General features: G+C 45.0%; 15 protein-coding genes. 12 read left to right on the forward strand and 3 right to left on the reverse strand.

Annotation, left to right across the window (positions count from 1 at the left end; genetic code table 11):
• The first annotated feature begins 13 nt into the window (after positions 1-13).
• From BUA75_RS04075 to BUA75_RS04105, 7 genes are all read left to right on the forward strand, one after another.
• Positions 14-1,387 carry a hypothetical protein gene (locus BUA75_RS04075; protein WP_072873316.1) on the forward strand — a complete coding sequence of 458 codons (1,374 nt, stop codon included), beginning with the start codon at positions 14-16 and terminating at the stop codon, positions 1,385-1,387.
• Positions 1,388-1,497: 110 nt separating this feature from the next.
• Positions 1,498-2,892, forward strand: a complete 1,395-nt coding sequence (locus BUA75_RS04080; RefSeq protein WP_072873317.1) for a sugar phosphate nucleotidyltransferase — start codon at positions 1,498-1,500, stop codon at positions 2,890-2,892.
• Between the two features lie 155 nt (positions 2,893-3,047).
• Entirely contained in the window at positions 3,048-4,136 is a 1,089-nt protein-coding gene (locus BUA75_RS04085) for an ABC transporter substrate-binding protein (protein WP_129583516.1), read from the forward strand.
• A 46-nt stretch (positions 4,137-4,182) separates the two neighbouring features.
• Positions 4,183-5,844, forward strand: a complete 1,662-nt coding sequence (locus tag BUA75_RS04090; protein WP_207549703.1) for an ABC transporter permease — start codon at positions 4,183-4,185, stop codon at positions 5,842-5,844.
• Between the two features lie 48 nt (positions 5,845-5,892).
• Positions 5,893-7,047 carry an ABC transporter ATP-binding protein gene (locus BUA75_RS04095; RefSeq protein ID WP_072873320.1) on the forward strand — a complete coding sequence of 385 codons (1,155 nt, stop codon included), beginning with the start codon at positions 5,893-5,895 and terminating at the stop codon, positions 7,045-7,047.
• Positions 7,048-7,054: 7 nt separating this feature from the next.
• The gene (locus BUA75_RS04100; protein WP_072873366.1) at positions 7,055-7,828 is read left to right on the forward strand and encodes a COG4280 domain-containing protein; all 774 of its coding nucleotides are present in this window, start codon (positions 7,055-7,057) and stop codon (positions 7,826-7,828) included.
• Positions 7,825-8,025, forward strand: a complete 201-nt coding sequence (locus tag BUA75_RS04105) for a hypothetical protein (RefSeq protein ID WP_072873321.1) — start codon at positions 7,825-7,827, stop codon at positions 8,023-8,025. The genes BUA75_RS04100 and BUA75_RS04105 overlap by 4 nt, the downstream gene beginning before the upstream one ends.
• Positions 8,026-8,214: 189 nt before the next feature.
• On the opposite strand, the gene BUA75_RS04110 is transcribed toward BUA75_RS04105, so the two are convergent.
• A complete protein-coding gene (locus tag BUA75_RS04110; protein ID WP_072873322.1) occupies positions 8,215-9,246 on the reverse strand; it encodes a BMP family ABC transporter substrate-binding protein in 1,032 nt (343 codons plus the stop codon).
• Positions 9,247-9,438: 192 nt separating this feature from the next.
• Between BUA75_RS04110 and BUA75_RS04115 the strand changes: the two genes are divergently transcribed.
• From BUA75_RS04115 to BUA75_RS04135, 5 genes are all read left to right on the forward strand, one after another.
• Complete coding sequence (locus tag BUA75_RS04115) at positions 9,439-11,064, forward strand: FMN-binding glutamate synthase family protein (protein ID WP_072873323.1); 1,626 nt, start codon at positions 9,439-9,441, stop codon at positions 11,062-11,064.
• A 42-nt stretch (positions 11,065-11,106) separates the two neighbouring features.
• On the forward strand, positions 11,107-11,598 hold the full coding sequence (locus BUA75_RS04120; RefSeq protein ID WP_072873324.1) for a PaaI family thioesterase: 492 nt from the start codon (positions 11,107-11,109) through the stop codon (positions 11,596-11,598).
• Positions 11,599-11,614: 16 nt separating this feature from the next.
• The gene (locus BUA75_RS04125) at positions 11,615-12,379 is read left to right on the forward strand and encodes an SDR family oxidoreductase (protein WP_129583513.1); all 765 of its coding nucleotides are present in this window, start codon (positions 11,615-11,617) and stop codon (positions 12,377-12,379) included.
• A 27-nt stretch (positions 12,380-12,406) separates the two neighbouring features.
• A complete protein-coding gene (locus BUA75_RS04130) occupies positions 12,407-13,222 on the forward strand; it encodes a nuclease-related domain-containing protein (RefSeq protein ID WP_072873326.1) in 816 nt (271 codons plus the stop codon).
• Positions 13,223-13,339: 117 nt separating this feature from the next.
• Entirely contained in the window at positions 13,340-13,903 is a 564-nt protein-coding gene (locus tag BUA75_RS04135; RefSeq protein WP_072873327.1) for a hypothetical protein, read from the forward strand.
• Here the strand turns inward: BUA75_RS04135 and panC are convergent.
• Positions 13,856-14,758, reverse strand: a complete 903-nt coding sequence (gene panC, locus BUA75_RS04140; protein ID WP_072873328.1) for a pantoate--beta-alanine ligase — start codon at positions 14,756-14,758, stop codon at positions 13,856-13,858. The two genes, BUA75_RS04135 and panC, sit on opposite strands and share 48 nt — an antisense overlap.
• Before the next feature lie 125 nt (positions 14,759-14,883).
• Positions 14,884-15,636: a 3-methyl-2-oxobutanoate hydroxymethyltransferase gene (gene panB, locus BUA75_RS04145; RefSeq protein ID WP_083574066.1), complete on the reverse strand. Its 753-nt coding sequence runs from the start codon at positions 15,634-15,636 to the stop codon at positions 14,884-14,886.
• Positions 15,637-15,656: the final 20 nt, after the last annotated feature.

Genomic DNA, 15,656 nt, shown 5'->3' on the forward strand with positions numbered 1-15,656 from the left:
GGGAGTGGCCTTGATGCGTTCAGCGTGGCAACGTTTCGCTCTGCTTGCTCTCGGATTCATCTCGGCACTGTCTATGGTGCCATCCTGCCAGGAGCATGGCATGGTGCCTTGGAAGCGTGTGTCTGGACATCCGGGAAGAATTCTCGAATCCTTCAATCAGCCTGTACAACTTCGTCCCTATCCGTATCCCTATCATGCCATGTTAGCCATTGCCAGCGACGCAGATCATCAGACGTTACGCAAATTTAATCAAATTCACCAGTTTCTCAACACGTATGATATGACGCCATACGGACGGGGACTTGGTTTGGATATTGCCGATTCTTTTTTTATTTATAACGGAAGCAACATTCAACGAAATATTGATGTGGGCGGTGTTCCGTTACATCAACAGCTTGCCTATTTTTACGGTTTGAGTCTCAAACCTTATGCAGCTAGCGCAATTCGCCATTATCTATCCTGTGGATGGATAGACAGTTTGCATAGTTATGGCGATTTCAGTACCGTAACAGAAAAAGGTACACGTTTTCATCGGTTGCTTGCAGTAAAGGCTGTTCAACGTATGCTCTCGGATGGTGTCCAGGTTCCCGTATGGATCGATCACGGTAATATGGCTAATGTTGATAACTTTGGTTCCCGTCATTTGCGCCCGTTTTTTTATTATCAAATGGGAGCGGTACCGCAATCTCCGTACTATCATTTAGATGTAACACGTAAATTGGGTATTCGTTATATGTGGACAGACATCGACAGTACATCCTTTGGATTGAAAAAAGTAATGAAACCGGTACATATGCCGGATGGATCCATTTTGTACGGATTTTCTCGTTATACTCATGAAAAGATTGGCAGTCGAGGAGAAGTTCTTTGGCAGTGGACCGCGGGGGATTTGGATGATGAACTTTCGCTTGTGCATCTGAGAAAATTGGTTCGTGAAGGTAAATCGGTGGTCGTTGCTCAACATTTAGCTGCCAATCAGGAATTTCTCTGTCTTCCAAAAAATGCGGTCCAAGCTTTGCAGACCTTGGCGCACTGGCAGGATGATGGGAAAATATTGGTGGCTCGAACGAGTCGATTACTGACTTATGAACGGGTTCACAGTCAACTCCACTATCATTTGCTTCAACGGGGGCGGTGGCTGGAAATTCATATTGACCCCTTGTACGATCCGGTGTTTGGTAAACATTGGCCAAGTCTGTCTGAATTGAGAGGAATAACGTTTTACACACCCCATCCCATGCACACCAGCATCTTTGTGGGCTCGACTCGCATCCCTGATGGTCAATTGGTGGTTTCTCCAAGTGACGGACATGCTCCAAGTATAGGTATACGCTGGTTTACACCCCATGTTCAAAATGAGGCCGTTGTGTTGCCGAAGGTATTGTAGGGAGAAGCAAATCAGCAGGTTTCAATAGGTTCGTGGCGAAACTTTCATTCAGATGGTTTACTTTTTAGGTTATTACTCGTCATAGAGTGCGCAAGAAAGGTGCGTTTGGTGTGAAAATCATTCTTCTTTCCGGAGGTTCTGGAAAACGGCTTTGGCCCATGTCCAATGAAGCGAGATCGAAACAATTTCTTAAAGTACTGCCAGACAAGGAAACGGGTCAACCTGTGTCTATGTTGCAACGAGTGTGGAAGCAGTTGGAAGACGTGGGTATGCAAAATAACGCCTATGTTTGTGCGTCCAAAGCGCAGTGGGAATTGGTGCAAAGTCAACTGGGAGAAATTTCTTTTATTCAAGAACCAGCTCGCAGGGATACATTTCCTGCCATCAGCTTGGCTGCTTTATATCTGTTGGATAGAGAAGGAATTTCACCAGATGAAGTGGTGGCCGTGGTACCAGTCGATCATTTTGTGGAGAATCATTATTTTCAACAAATTGTTCGTTTGGAGCAAGTTCTACAGGAATCGTCAGCCGATATGGTATTAATGGGAGTCGTTCCTGAAGAGCCCACAAGCAAATTTGGCTACATTGTTCCTGGTGAATCCACGGATGGTATAGCGTGGGTGGAACAATTTGTGGAAAAACCTTCATCAGATATTGCACAAAAATTGATGGACCGCGGCGCTTTATGGAATTGCGGAGTGTTTGCATTTCGTCTTTCTTTTTTGCGCCATTGGCTGGCAAGCAGAGGTTATCACGCCACTTATCAAGGATTGCGAGGACAATTTTTAGAGTTGCCGAAAAGATCGTTCGACTACGAAGTTGTAGAGAAAACGGGAAAAATTGCCGTTTTACCTTATCGAGGAGTATGGAAAGATTTAGGTACATGGGCGAGTTTGTCTGAAGAAATGAGTCAGCCGTTACTTGGTTCGGGTGTTCTAAAAGATTGCCAGGAGACGCATGTGTTAAACGAACTGGGTATTCCCGTGGTAGCGCTGGGTGTGCAGGGAATGATGATTGCGGCCACGCCGGATGGCATACTCGTTGCAGATAAAGAGGCTAGCGCCCACTTAAAAGATGTGGTCGAACCTTTTCAAGGAAGACCTATGTATGAAGAACGGCGCTGGGGAAGTTATCGAGTGCTCGATTATCAAAAACTTGAAGAGGGAGAAGTATTGACCAAGTGGATTGAAATTTCCCCTGGCTGCAACCTTTCCTACCAAAAACATTTCCATCGCACGGAGACTTGGACGATTTTAGAAGGACACGGAGAAGTAGCTTTGGACAATCGTATTTTCCCCATTGGTGCAGGAGATGTGGTTCGAGTATATGCTGAACAGTGGCATGCCATTCGTGCGTTGGATAGACTGAAACTCGTCGAAGTACAGCGTGGAAGTGAATTGATAGAAGAAGATATTTTGCGCCGCTATATGGAATGGCGCGAAATAGTCGAAGCATGTTCTTTAGGACGAGAGAGCTCCATAGCCGTTTCCACTTCGGTGTTGTAATCTTTACACATTCCTCATCATAAGTTTACAAATATTTACGAGAAATTTATTTATCATTTATATTCATTTGTTAGTCTACACGCGCAAGCCTTTAGAGGGTTTGCGCGTGTTTTGTTCATAAGCATGTCTACAGAAGGAGTGGAGATTGATTGAACATGAGATATGGCAAATTGTTGGGTATTTTCGGTTCATTATTAGGTTTGGGCTTTTTGGTATCAGGATGTCAAACTGCTGCATCCACGACAAATGCAAATGCCAGTCAACAACAGAACCACACTACATCAGTAAGCTCAACTGGTCATCAGCAATTGGTGCTCTATTCAGCGCAAGGCTATGATTCAGCCATGGCTCAAGCGTTTGAAAAAGCAACAGGAATTCAAGTGAAACTAGACGATAATTCAACAGGTACGATTGTCGCCAAATTGGAAGCTGAAAAAAGCAATCCTCATTGGGACGTTGCCTGGTTTGATGGAGCAGCTACCATGCAGGCGCTTGCCAATCAAGGGATGCTTCTGGAGGGCTGGAAGCCTAGCGATTATGACAACTATACAAGTCTGGGCAAATCATTGGTTCCCTCTAGTGACGCCTATTTTCCAGGTGGTGTAACAGCAGCTGCAGCTATTGCTGTCAATACCAAACTTGTTTCTCCTTCTGAATATCCTACCGATTGGAGCAGTTTGCTTAAACCCTATTGGAAGAATGAGATTGCTATGAACGATCCGGCTATTTCAGGACCTACCTTTCCTTTTGTAGCGGGGATTTTACAGTTGATGGGCAAACAGCAGGGGGAAGCTTTTTTCACTCGTCTAAAGGCAAATGGGTTAAAAATATTTCCAACCAATGGTGTCACATTGCAGGCTTTAGAAAAAGGTCAGGTCAAGGCTATTATGATTCAGGATTCTGCATTAGTAGCTGCAAAAGAGAAGGGCGCACCTATTCAAATCATTTATCCTTCATCTGGCGTATTCACGTTACCGGATGTTTTGGGCATCGATAAAAACGCTCCAGATATGGCTGCAGCCAAAAAATTCGTTGAATTTGTTCTTTCTCATCAAGGGCAACAGGTCATGTTGAATCCGCAAAATGGTGGAGGAGATTCATATTTTAATCCTATTATTCAAGGAGAATCTCCCAATCCAGCGCGACAACAAAATGGTATTCACTGGGTAAGGGTCAATCCTGTACAAGCTGCCAATCAGGAAAATCAAATTCAGGAATGGTTCCATGACAACATTACGGAATAAGCAGAAGTGGAGGCCATTTTTCAGCGGGCTGGGTTCTTTGCCCGGTTTGCTGATTTTTTTTCTTCTCATTCTCTATCCGCTGGCAGCGTTGTTGCTTCAAGTAGGATTTCCTAATGTTTTTAATACACCTATATCTTGGAAACCATCATGGCAACCCTTGCAACAACTTTTTGCTAATCCTCTGAATGGGCAAGCCATAGTCAATTCTCTTATTTTAGGAGCTGGTTCTGCCATCTTGGCAACCTTTTTGGCGACGTTGGTTGCTTTTGCAAGAGTTCGTGGTGGAAAGAAAATGGGCAAAATTTTAGACACTGCCGTATGGATTGTCTTTTTTGCTCCTTCCTATGTCATCGCCCAGGGCTGGGTGAGTTTGATGCAAGAAGGAGGTATTCTTAGTGAATTGTTGAATTTGCCAAACGGATTGACACAATGGTTTTTTTCAAAAGAAGGACTCGTTGTGGTCATGGCCTTGCGGTATATTCCTTTTATTTATTTTGCTCTTGTGCCGTCCATTCAAAATATTGGCTTAGAGTATGAACAAGCAGGTCGATTATTAGGCGCTAATGCAGGGTATCGTTTGCGACGCATTACATTGCCTTTGCTTTTACCAGCTCTTTTAGCGGGTGCGTCGTTGGCGTTTGCTGAAGGATTCGGAGATTTTGGTATGGCTGCAGCCATCACTCCGCAGATGCACATTCCGCTTATTACGTATCAAATATACGCTTCTCTAGACCAGACGCCTGTAAATTACCCTTCAGCTGCCAGTTTGTCGCTGATTTTAATCGTCATCATGGGCTTAGCTTTTTATCTGCAATTTCATTTTTTGAAAACACGTTCTTTTGCCACCATCAGTACACACAGTAAAGAACAAACCGAAATACGCAACCATCATCGTGGTTTCAGTCTTGTGGCTTTTTTTATACTTTTTCTAGCGTTTTTTTTACCCATCGGATCGACCATCATTCAATCACTTTTGAAAAATTATGTGACTCATCTTGATGCCCATAGTTGGACACTCGTCCACTATAAGAGTCTATTCAAACCAGGAGGCAGTGGTCTTCAAGCGCTTTTACGCACGTTGGTCTACGCGTTGACAAATGCATTTTTAACAATGATTTTAGGGCTTTTTTTGGCCTATCAGATGATGTTTCGTCGCTCTAAAATCAATCAATTTATCAATTTGTTAATGATAGCTACCATTGCAGTTCCGGGTATTGTTTTAGCAGCCGGTTTCATCTTTGCTTACAATGCAACATGGCTTATTCCACTTCATTTCGTCATTTACGGCACGCCGATATGTCTGGGTATGGCTTATTTAGCAGGCTCATTGCCGTACGCTGTACGTTTGCAGATAGGGAGCATGCAGCAAGTGTCTGGGAATCTTGCGACTGCCGCATTTAGTTTAGGTGCTTCCAACTTGCGAGTGATTGCACAAATTGTCATGCCATTGGTGCGAACGACGACGGTCTCAACATTTTTTATGACCATGACCGGCACAATGTTTGAGCTTCCTGCCTCATCTTTGCTTTATCCACCAGGTTCGCCACCTTTTCCAGAGACGATTCAACAGAAATTCAATGCTTTTGAATTTGCGCGGGGGTCAGCAATGTCCATTCTTGGACTCATCATTGTACTCCTTCTGTATATGCTGGGAAGATGGGTAGAGTCTATGCTTTTACGTTCTTCCAACTCTGTTGGAGTCGAGTAGAAACTTTGTTGAACGGTACGTTAGACATGCGAAAGGAGAATATGCCCTATGCTGATTGAGTTTCGGGGAGTGAGTAAAAGCTATGGAGACAAAGAAGTTTTACAAAACATTACCTTGAATATTCCTTCTGGGGCTTTTTTAGCTCTATTAGGTCCATCAGGGTGTGGAAAAACCACATTGCTGTCGATTTTAGCAGGGTTTCAAGACATTCAAGCAGGTGAATTAAGAGTAGCTGGAGAGGTTTGGGCTAGACCCGGTTATATTGTACCACCAGAAGTGCGCAATGTGGGTATGGTGTTTCAGGATTTTGCACTCTGGCCACATATGTCGGTATTTGAAAACGTTGCGTTTGGACTTAAGGTGAAAAGATTGCCTCGCCAACAGATTGTCGATCGTGTGGAGGAAGTCCTTTCTCTGGTTCGCATGCAGGAATATCGACATGCTATGGTTCATCAACTCTCAGGAGGACAAAAGCAGAGAATTGCTATAGCCAGAGCCCTGGCTCCAAATCCACAGATTCTTTTGATGGATGAACCTCTTTCTTCCTTGGATACTAAATTGCGTGAACAAATGCGCTGGGAAATACTAGAATTTTCATCTGCAGCTAAGACGACAACCATTTACGTGACACACGATCAAATTGAAGCCTTGTCCATGGCTAGCCATATCGTACTGTTGAATGCGGGAAAAGTGGAACAGACAGGTTCTCCTCAAGGGCTGTATACTCAGCCCAGTACGGCTTTTGCGGCGCATTTTATGGGAGCTGCCAATGTTTTACCCGTACAAGTTGTACGTTCAGATCATTCATCGATTATGGTAGACTGGAAAGGATATCAGATGTTGCTTGATGGCAAAAAAGTTGTCCAGCGTATGCCGTACTTGCTTCTCCTCCGTCCTCATCACTTACATCTCCATACTTATGATGGAACTGTGGAATGGAAGGACAGATTTCATCCGTCCCTCTCTTCTGGCGATCATATTTTTAGCTGGACAGGTGTCATTATGCAAAGAGCTTATCATGGAGCACAGTGGCTTTATAAAGTGGAAATCTTGTTGCCTCATGGAAAAGAAATTTTAGAGGTTTGGCAGTCAGAAGCGTACCCCATAAAGAGTAAGGTATGGGTATGGACGGAAAAGAAATCTTGTACCTTAGTTGCAGGAGGTGAGAGTGAGCAGTCACGATACCAAAAAAAATTGGGGTGATCTATTCATGAACGGGTTTGCTGTCCTCTCTAGCTTTTTAGGTACAGGTGTGGAATTCATTGAAGCGTTGACCATTGTTCTCGCCGTAGCGGCCATTCGCGGGTGGAAAAATGCGCTGCTTGGCGCCTTCTCTGCTGTCTTGGTTTTAGCGATTTTGGTTACGCTGATAGGTGCGCCTTTAGCTAAGGTGATTGATTTATTTTGGGTGCAGTTGATGGTTGGTTTGTTTATGCTGCTGTTTGGTATACGTTGGTTACGCAAGGCAATTCTTCGTTATGCGGGACTGAAAGCATTGCATAATGAAGCCGAAAGCTATGAAGAAGAAGTACAGCGTCAGAAGGCGGCTGGAGAAGTAAAGCCTGGTATAGATCGATTTGCCTTTGCCACAACGTTTAGCGGAACATTTTTAGAGGGTCTTGAGGCTATTTTTATTGTCATCACATTCGGATTGGCCTCGCATTCGATTTCATCTGCTGTGCTTGGCGCTCTTATAGCCACGGTTGTTGTCATCTTACTCGGTATCATTGCAAAGCAGCCCTTATCTAAAATTCCTGAAAACACAATGAAATTTATTGTCGGCATTATGCTCACCTCTTTCGGAACCTACTGGTTAGGAGAAAGTTTTCATGTACGTTGGCCTAATCAGGATTTGTCTATTATTTATTTAATTGTAACTTTGCTCCTGCTCTCATATATATTGGTCACTCGTTGTAAGCGAGCTCTACGTTCTTCGCATGGAGAGGATTCATCGCAAACTCCTGGGGAGGTCAGCCAATCATGAGTGTTTTGAAAACCCTATGGGGACTTCTAGTAGATGATGGGCGCCTTGCTTCTATTTTAGTAGTTGGCATCCTGCTAGCTGCAATTTCTGCTGTTTTGCATCATCACACTATAGCGGCAGGTATTTTATGGCTATCTTTGATGGTTTCTTTGTGGGTTTCAGTCTCTCATCAGTTGCGTTTAAAGACGAAAAAGTAACATTTTTTAAACTTAATTTGATGATGCATATGTAATCTGAATTTGGCAAGATGAAACAGGGGTTGTCCGCAAATCAGTCCATAACTGAGGGACAGCCCCTTTTGTTTTCGAATTTGCGTCACAATAAACCTGGTATACAAAACTTCCCTTAACTCTCATATCCGGCGCTGCTTGGCGTTTAAATTCAGGTCAGGTATGACGAACACTGGTTGTCCCAAAAGATTGCAAAACTCGGTCTTCAGCAATCGACCATTCCATGGGACAATCGTGACTTACACTAACGACAACGCCGTGGTTTTGCAAGTTGTAAGTGGCTGTGTTGCTCTTGAATTGATTGTGATCGACCTCTGAAACCGCATTCTCTACAGCTAAATTGTACTGAGGGACTAAACTGGCAAGTACATGTTGTGGGAATCTACTGGCCGCATCGTAACCTGTGTTCATAATTTGTAGAGATGAAGTTTCGGCTGCTTGTAAGAGTGGTCCTGTTTCCACGTTGCCTGCGCCATATATTAAAAACGCTCCCTTTTCCGTAGCGTTGTGGATGGCAGATTGGATAGACATGGATGCAAACGGAGTCGGGAGACGCATGAGCATAGGCTTTTGTCCTGGATATGCTTGAGAAAATCCCTTGGCAAACGCATGAGCATTCGCTAACTCTTGTGCACTTTGTGAATTATAGAGAACTGCTACTTTCTGGGGCTTATTCATATTCTTTGACTTGTCTGCTAAACCTGCCAGATATCCCATGGCGTATGCTGCCTGTTGAGTGTCAAAAACAGCACCAGCAACATTCGCTTGACCTGTCGTTGCTTGACCCAGCAACAGAAAATGCGTAAGTGGATATTTCTTGGCAGCCGCTCGAACCGCAGATTCTCGAATTCCACTAGAAGCCACGATGAATTGAACATGCTGCTCGCCCAACTGTTCGAGATTGCTCATTTCATCCGCAACTGTATGAGATTGTACGACGCCTGGTTGAGTGTCTGCCATCTCATGCGACTTGACTAGTCCATTCCAGGCACCATCGTTTGCACCGAGATCGTTCATACCTTGTCTATTGGTGACCAACACGGTTTCAAAAGGGAGCGCTCTTGCCCCTGTTGCTTTCACTTCTGTATTCGTGCCGTTGCGCTGGTGTTGTCTGGGCACGCTGCAACCGCTAACAGCCAGCAGTGTAACAGCGGTTACCGCAAAGTAACGTATCCAATGTTGATTCATCGTACATCCCTCCGCTGTGCCTAATGTGCTTCTTTGCGGCAAGGTTTATGCAGTTGTTGGCAGAGTATTTGTTTGATACAGCTTTACATTTAATGGATGTTTGATATTTTTTATAGACCTTGCTAGGGTAGAAAATGAACCGGGGAGGATTTTGCTAAACCATCCATTTGGAACCCGAACAAAGAGGAGGCAATGGCCGTGCAAACAACGATTTTGATACTGCTGATTGCGGTTATCTTTATTCTCGTAGTTTTGCCGATTGGAGTATTGGGTTATCTCTATGTGCTCTCCAGAAAACCTCAGCATTCTGTGATACGTGCGCATCCCTATCTCGGATGGATGCGATATTTTTTGGAGAAACTCGGTCCAGAGTTTCGTCAGTATTGGTTTGACAATGATACGGAAGGACGACCTTTTTCCCGGGCTGATTTTTTAGCAGTTGTCTTTGCGGGGAAATATCGTACGGATTTAATCAGTTTTGGTGGGAAACGTGATTTTGAAAAGCCAGGTCTTTATTTGGCTAATGATGTTTTTCCAAAACTGACCAGCGAGTTGCGTGCTGCGAATGATGAAGCCATTCCAGCCAAAAAATACACCATTGTTCATGAAGGGTTATTCACGCGTCATGAAAAGATTGTGAATGATTCGGCCAAACGTTGGTTGTATTCAGAAGAGGACGCTGTGGTGGTGGGTGAATCGCGGCCACATCCCTGGAAGTTACGAGGTATGTTTGGAGTCTCTGCTACCTCTTATGGTGCCGTCGGAGAGCACTATATTCTTTCTACAGGACGTGGCGCGGCTATGGCTGGCGGCGCGTGGCTGAACACGGGTGAGGGAGGTGTAGCACCAGAGCATTTATCCACAGGCGTAGATGTGATAGCCCAAATTGGGCCTGGGTTGTTTGGTTTTCGGGACGATCACGGTCAGTTTTCTTTCGAGGAATTTGCTGCCCATGCGGCTCAACCCAACATTGTGGCTTTTGAGTTGAAATTTCATCAAGGTGCCAAAATCCGCGGCGGCCATCTGGAAGGTTCTAAAGTCAACGAGAAAATTGCCCATATACGAAAAGTTCCCGTGGGACAGACGGTCAACTCTCCGAATCGGTTTCCGTTCCTTCATAACGAAGAAGAAGCGTTGGAGTTTGTGAAAAAGTTGCAGGAAAAAGGCGGAAAACCTGTGGGTTTGAAAATTGTTGTGGGTAACGTGGAACGTTTGCAAAAACTGTTTATAGCTATGAAGAAGTTGAATATCTGTCCGGATTTCCTAACTGTGGATGGCAGCGAAGGAGGTTCCGGTGCGACATTCAAAGCTATGGCCGATGGCATGGGATTGCCGCTTTTCTCAGCCCTGGTCGAGGTCGATAATGCGGCACGCCGTTATGGACTCCGTGATCGCATTAAAATTTTTGCATCTGGCAAGTTGATTACCCCTGACAAAGTTGCGATTGCCCTTGCGCTTGGTGCGGATGCTGTCAACTCTGCCCGCGGATTTATGATTGCCAACGGATGTATTATGGCCATGCAGTGCCATACAGGAAAATGTCCTACGGGTATTACCACGACAGATCCCAAATACATGTCAGCGCTTGTACCGGAAGAGAAACAATATCGCGTTATGAATTACATTCTCCATGTGCGTGAAAGTGTTTTTGCTTTGGCGGCGGCCTGTGGGTTAGCCAGTCCGCGTGAATTTTCACGTGAACATGTGGTCTTTAAAGATACAGAGGGTCGAATTGTGAGTGCACTCGATCTCTTCCCCTATCCAAAACCGTTGGTGGGTGCAGAAGATACAGCGGTTTATCAACCATCTGCACAGTAAATAGATGGGCGGTAAAGTCAGATAAGAAGAGAGGCGATGTTTATGAAAGAGAAAATTATAGAATCGTTGCAGGGTATGCCAGAAGAAGAGTTACAGGCTATCTATCGCTTGATTGAAGCAAAAAAAGCGACTTATCACCGCCCATTGGCGTTTGTACAAGAGATGATGAAATTTGAAAATTGTGGACTGCATGATGGAGCCTATATTTACGAAATGACCGTTCAAGAAGAAATGCTCAATCGTTATGGCATTCTCCATGGTGGATTGATGACAGCTTTTATTGACACCGCTATGGCAGAAACAGCGTTTGCGGTCGATCATTCTGTAGGCAGGGCATTAACACTCAATTTGTCAGTCGATTTTATAGCCCCAGGACGTCTTTCAGATGTTTTGCAAGCACGCATCATGCCGATTCAAAACAGCCGTGCCATCCTTGTTTTTCGTGGCGAGGTTTTGAATCATGAGCAAAAACTCTTGGCAACCGCCTTGGCTCATTTTTACAAACAGCCAAGACGTACCGATGAACATGCATGAAAGAGAGGTTACAAAATTGACAAACACAACTGATACGGTACTCATCACTGGTGGCGCTACAGGTATTGGATTGGCTTTAGCTGAACGCTTTTTAGCACAGGGTTGTCAGGTGATTGTGGTTGGTCGACGTGCCGAGAAATTAGCAGAGGCTCAAGACAAGCATCCGCGTCTGATTACACGTGTTGCTGATGTTGCAGATGAAGAAAGTCGCGTGGAACTTTACCATTGGGTTGTGGAAAATTACCCAGAGTGCAATTTGCTGGTGAATAACGCAGGCATTCAAAAGCGGATCAATCTGACAAAAATCTCTGACCGTTCCTGGTCAGAATTGCGAGAGGAAATTGCTATCAATTTAGAGGCGGCAATCCATTTGACGCTTCTATTTTTACCGCATTTGCGCAGTAAGGAGCGTGCGACCATCATTCAAGTTACATCGGGTCTCTCCTTGATTCCCGCACCCTTTGCGCCTATATACAGTGCTACCAAAGCAGCGCTGCGCTCTTTCACCCTCTCTTTACGCGAACAATTGGCGGATACCCAAGTGCGTGTGGTAGAAATTTTGCCACCTGCGGTCAATACCGATTTAGGTGGTGTGGGTTTGCATACGTTTGGTGAACCGTTGGATGCTTTTGCTGATGGAGTATTTGCGGATTATCTGCGTGGTGAAACTGAAATTGGCTACGGCGATGCCAAACAACGATTAGCCATGATGCCAAGTGAAATGCATCAGAGAATAGCAGGTATGTGGCGCGGTTTTCTCCAAAATAATCCGGATTTTTAACCTGTTGCGGTTGATGGAAGAGTATAAATGACCTATGGTTCGGCCTATACTGTCTATGAAAACTTTGTCATAGGGAGACAGCTGATGATGGCCGAAATTGTCAAGGGTGAACAGAATCATCTGGAGTCCGATCTCGATGATTGGCGCCGCCGCCGCCGCTATGCGTGGTTTTTTATAGCTGTGGGTGCTCTATTGTTTCTCATCGGTCCAATGGCTACGAGACCTATGTATTCGTTGCTAGGTATGTTGACGATTGCTGTAGCTGCTATGGTATTGAAGCGAGTACGAACAGAAATGAATGTACTTGGAGCAGGTCTGGCAGGGGAAGAGGCAGCGATACTCGCTTTTAGCGAATTACCCAGTGGATACACGGTATATTCTAATCTGGTTGTAGAATGGGACGGGAAATCGAGCCAGATTGATCACGTGATTGTTGCTCCTCATGGTGTGTTTGTTGTAGAAACCAAAAATATTGTAGGAACGATAGTCGGTCAAACGGAAGAATCGGATTGGATTCAATATAAAACAACTGCAAGCGGTCACACGTATGAAAAACGTGTATACTCTCCTCTCAAACAGGTGGGAACGCATGTCTACCGATTGGCAGAGCGGCTGAAAGAAGAAGGTGTGCGTGTTTGGGTGCAAGGCATTGTCTATTTTTCAAATCCAGATGTTCATTTGGATGTTGATGGCGATAGCCGAATGCCGATGTTTTTAGTAAGCCAGGGAGGGGCAGAAAAACTTTTGGATTACGTGGAAAATTACGAAGGCAAAGAGCTCTCCAAAGACGAACGAAGACGTATTGATCGGGTACTCCGAGAAAGTATGTTTGACCCCGATTAATCTTTTCCTGGATCCAACAAAAGTTTTCCAATAGAAAGGGTATTTCCTCCCAACGCTTGGTACATCCTGTTGCTACAGGATGTATTTTGTATCCCTAAAAAAGGGAGGAGAATTGCCATGAATCGTTTGAGATGGCGAAAAACCAGGCGTGGCCATCACTATCGTCGCAAAATAGGGAAGCGTACAAGGGTTGCTGTTGCAGGGTTGCTATCGCTTGTTGTGATAGGTGGCTGTGTACGTTTGGTACAGGCGGTAGAAGGGGGGAATCTATATTCAGCCAGTCAGGGAGCGGAACTTAGTCGAATTCGGGAGGCGGCGAATCATAGCCATTTGGCCAATGTTTTGCTGCCCAACGGCAAAATTGGATTGGGCGATTTTCAATCTGTTTCAGCTGACGGGGGAGGTATATTGACCCTCAATTATGCGGATTACGTAGTCTATGAGTCAAATCATTCTCTTGTTCTTGACTCACCGGATATGGTAGAACATTTGGGCCCAATGGAAACGGCGCAAACGGTTGACTGGGAAACTTTCCAAACGCCTAATCAACCGACGCGCCACGCTCTTTTTATACAATATCAAAATGGACAAAATATATTGGTGATTGTAAGGAATCCATCAGAAAATTGGGGTTTAGAGGATATCCAATCCTTTGTCCAAAACTTGACGCCTCTGACCTGATGTGCTGTTTTTGACATGCAGTTGCAGATTGTCAATGAGGCGTGCCTTGCCGAGATAAACTGCAACGGCCAACATGATATCGCCTTCGATTTGCGCGGCAGGTTGTAAATCAGAGAGTCGCACCACTTCCACATAGTCAATTCGCAATTCTGGCTGGTCTTGCAAATGACTGTAGATGATTTGCCGAACACGATTTGGATCGGTCTCTCCTGCTTCAATAGCCGCTTTACCTTTCAATAATGCCTGATAAATTTGCGGCGCAGTTTGTCGTTGATGTTCATTCAGATAAACATTGCGTGAACTTTTAGCCAGTCCATCTTCTTCACGAACGGTAGGCACACCAATAATTTGGACAGGAAAGTTGAGATCTTCCACCATACGTTTGACTATGGCGAGTTGTTGTCCATCTTTCATACCAAAGAAGGCAAATTCTGGCTGGACTATATGGAGCAATTTAGCAACAACCGTAGCTACGCCCTGAAAATGTGTGGGTCGCGATTTTCCGCAAAGTTGGCTCGCCAGTTCGGGAAGTTCAATTCTTGTCAACGAAGGAGTTGGATACATCTCCTTTTCATCTGGACGAAAGAGAAGTTGACATCCCACTTTTTTTAGCAATGCTTCGTCTCGTTCAGCGTCTCTTGGATAGGTGGATAAATCCTCACCAGGCGCAAACTGAGTAGGATTTACAAAAATACTGACCACTACAAAATCACAATGTTTTCCTGCAACTTCCACAAGTCGAGCATGTCCCTCATGCAAGTAGCCCATGGTTGGAACAAAGCCAATTTTTTTGCCGGCTGCTTTGGCTTCTGCCAATCTTTCCCGAGTTTCCTGAATCGTGCATGTTATTCTCATGGGCGCATCTCTCCTTGCCTATCATGAGTTGCGGCGTGTTGCTGCAATTTCGTCAGCATACTCTTTTCATCCGAACGAAGATGTATAGATTGTTGTGGTCCAGGGAATTCTCCGTTTTGCACTTCCTAAACATATTTCACCCCCGCCTCTTTGAGGATGTCGGCCAGATGAGCATAGGCCTTATTGTGTTTGGGAATGTAACCGGAAGTATAGCCTGCCATATCGTGAAAGACGAGCACTTGACCGTCACAATGAGGGCCTGCACCAATGCCGATGGTTGGTATGGATAATGCTTCTGTCACCACTTGAGCCACTTCTGCGGGCACGACTTCCAGGACTATGGCAAAAGCTCCTGCATCCTGCAGTGCCAAAGCGTCTTCTAGAAGTCGAATGGCAGCTTCTTCTGTCCGTCCTTGCACATGGAACCCACCAAGAGCATGCACCGACTGCGGTGTTAAGCCAATATGACCCATCACAGGTATACCTGCTCCTACCAAGCGTTCCACAGTCGTTGACAATTCACGGCCACCTTCAATTTTGACGCCTTGTGCACCGCCTTCTTGCATGATTCTCCCAGCTGCACGCAATGCATCCTCTGTCGATACGTTATGTGTCAAAAAGGGCATATCAGCCACAACCATGGCTCTTTCGACGGCGCGGGAAACCATTTGCGTATGGTAGACCATGTGATCCAAAGTTACAGGTAAGGTTGTTGAATGGCCTTGTACAACCATGCCGAGTGAGTCACCAATTAACAAAATATGTAATCCTGATTGATCCATGATTCGCGCAGTTGGATAATCATAAGCAGTAAGCATAGCAATCTTTTCTTTCTTCTGTTTCATCTGTAAAAGATTGCGTATCGTGATTTGGGTCATTTTGGTTCTACCTCCACTCC

This window comes from Alicyclobacillus tolerans (genome assembly GCF_900142255.1).
Lineage (GTDB): Bacteria > Bacillota > Bacilli > Alicyclobacillales > Alicyclobacillaceae > Alicyclobacillus_I > Alicyclobacillus_I tolerans.

Coding starts and splice junctions, on each gene's coding strand:
- BUA75_RS04075 (WP_072873316.1), top strand. CDS start 14: ATGCGTTCAGCGTGGCAACGTTTCGCTCTGCTTGCTCTCGGATTCATC.
- BUA75_RS04085 (WP_129583516.1), top strand. CDS start 3,048: ATGAGATATGGCAAATTGTTGGGTATTTTCGGTTCATTATTAGGTTTG.
- BUA75_RS04095 (WP_072873320.1), top strand. CDS start 5,893: ATGCTGATTGAGTTTCGGGGAGTGAGTAAAAGCTATGGAGACAAAGAA.
- BUA75_RS04100 (WP_072873366.1), top strand. CDS start 7,055: ATGAACGGGTTTGCTGTCCTCTCTAGCTTTTTAGGTACAGGTGTGGAA.
- BUA75_RS04105 (WP_072873321.1), top strand. CDS start 7,825: ATGAGTGTTTTGAAAACCCTATGGGGACTTCTAGTAGATGATGGGCGC.
- BUA75_RS04110 (WP_072873322.1), bottom strand. CDS start 9,246: ATGAATCAACATTGGATACGTTACTTTGCGGTAACCGCTGTTACACTG.
- BUA75_RS04115 (WP_072873323.1), top strand. CDS start 9,439: ATGGCCGTGCAAACAACGATTTTGATACTGCTGATTGCGGTTATCTTT.
- BUA75_RS04120 (WP_072873324.1), top strand. CDS start 11,107: ATGAAAGAGAAAATTATAGAATCGTTGCAGGGTATGCCAGAAGAAGAG.
- BUA75_RS04130 (WP_072873326.1), top strand. CDS start 12,407: ATGACCTATGGTTCGGCCTATACTGTCTATGAAAACTTTGTCATAGGG.
- BUA75_RS04135 (WP_072873327.1), top strand. CDS start 13,340: ATGAATCGTTTGAGATGGCGAAAAACCAGGCGTGGCCATCACTATCGT.
- panC (WP_072873328.1), bottom strand. CDS start 14,758: ATGAGAATAACATGCACGATTCAGGAAACTCGGGAAAGATTGGCAGAA.
- panB (WP_083574066.1), bottom strand. CDS start 15,636: ATGACCCAAATCACGATACGCAATCTTTTACAGATGAAACAGAAGAAA.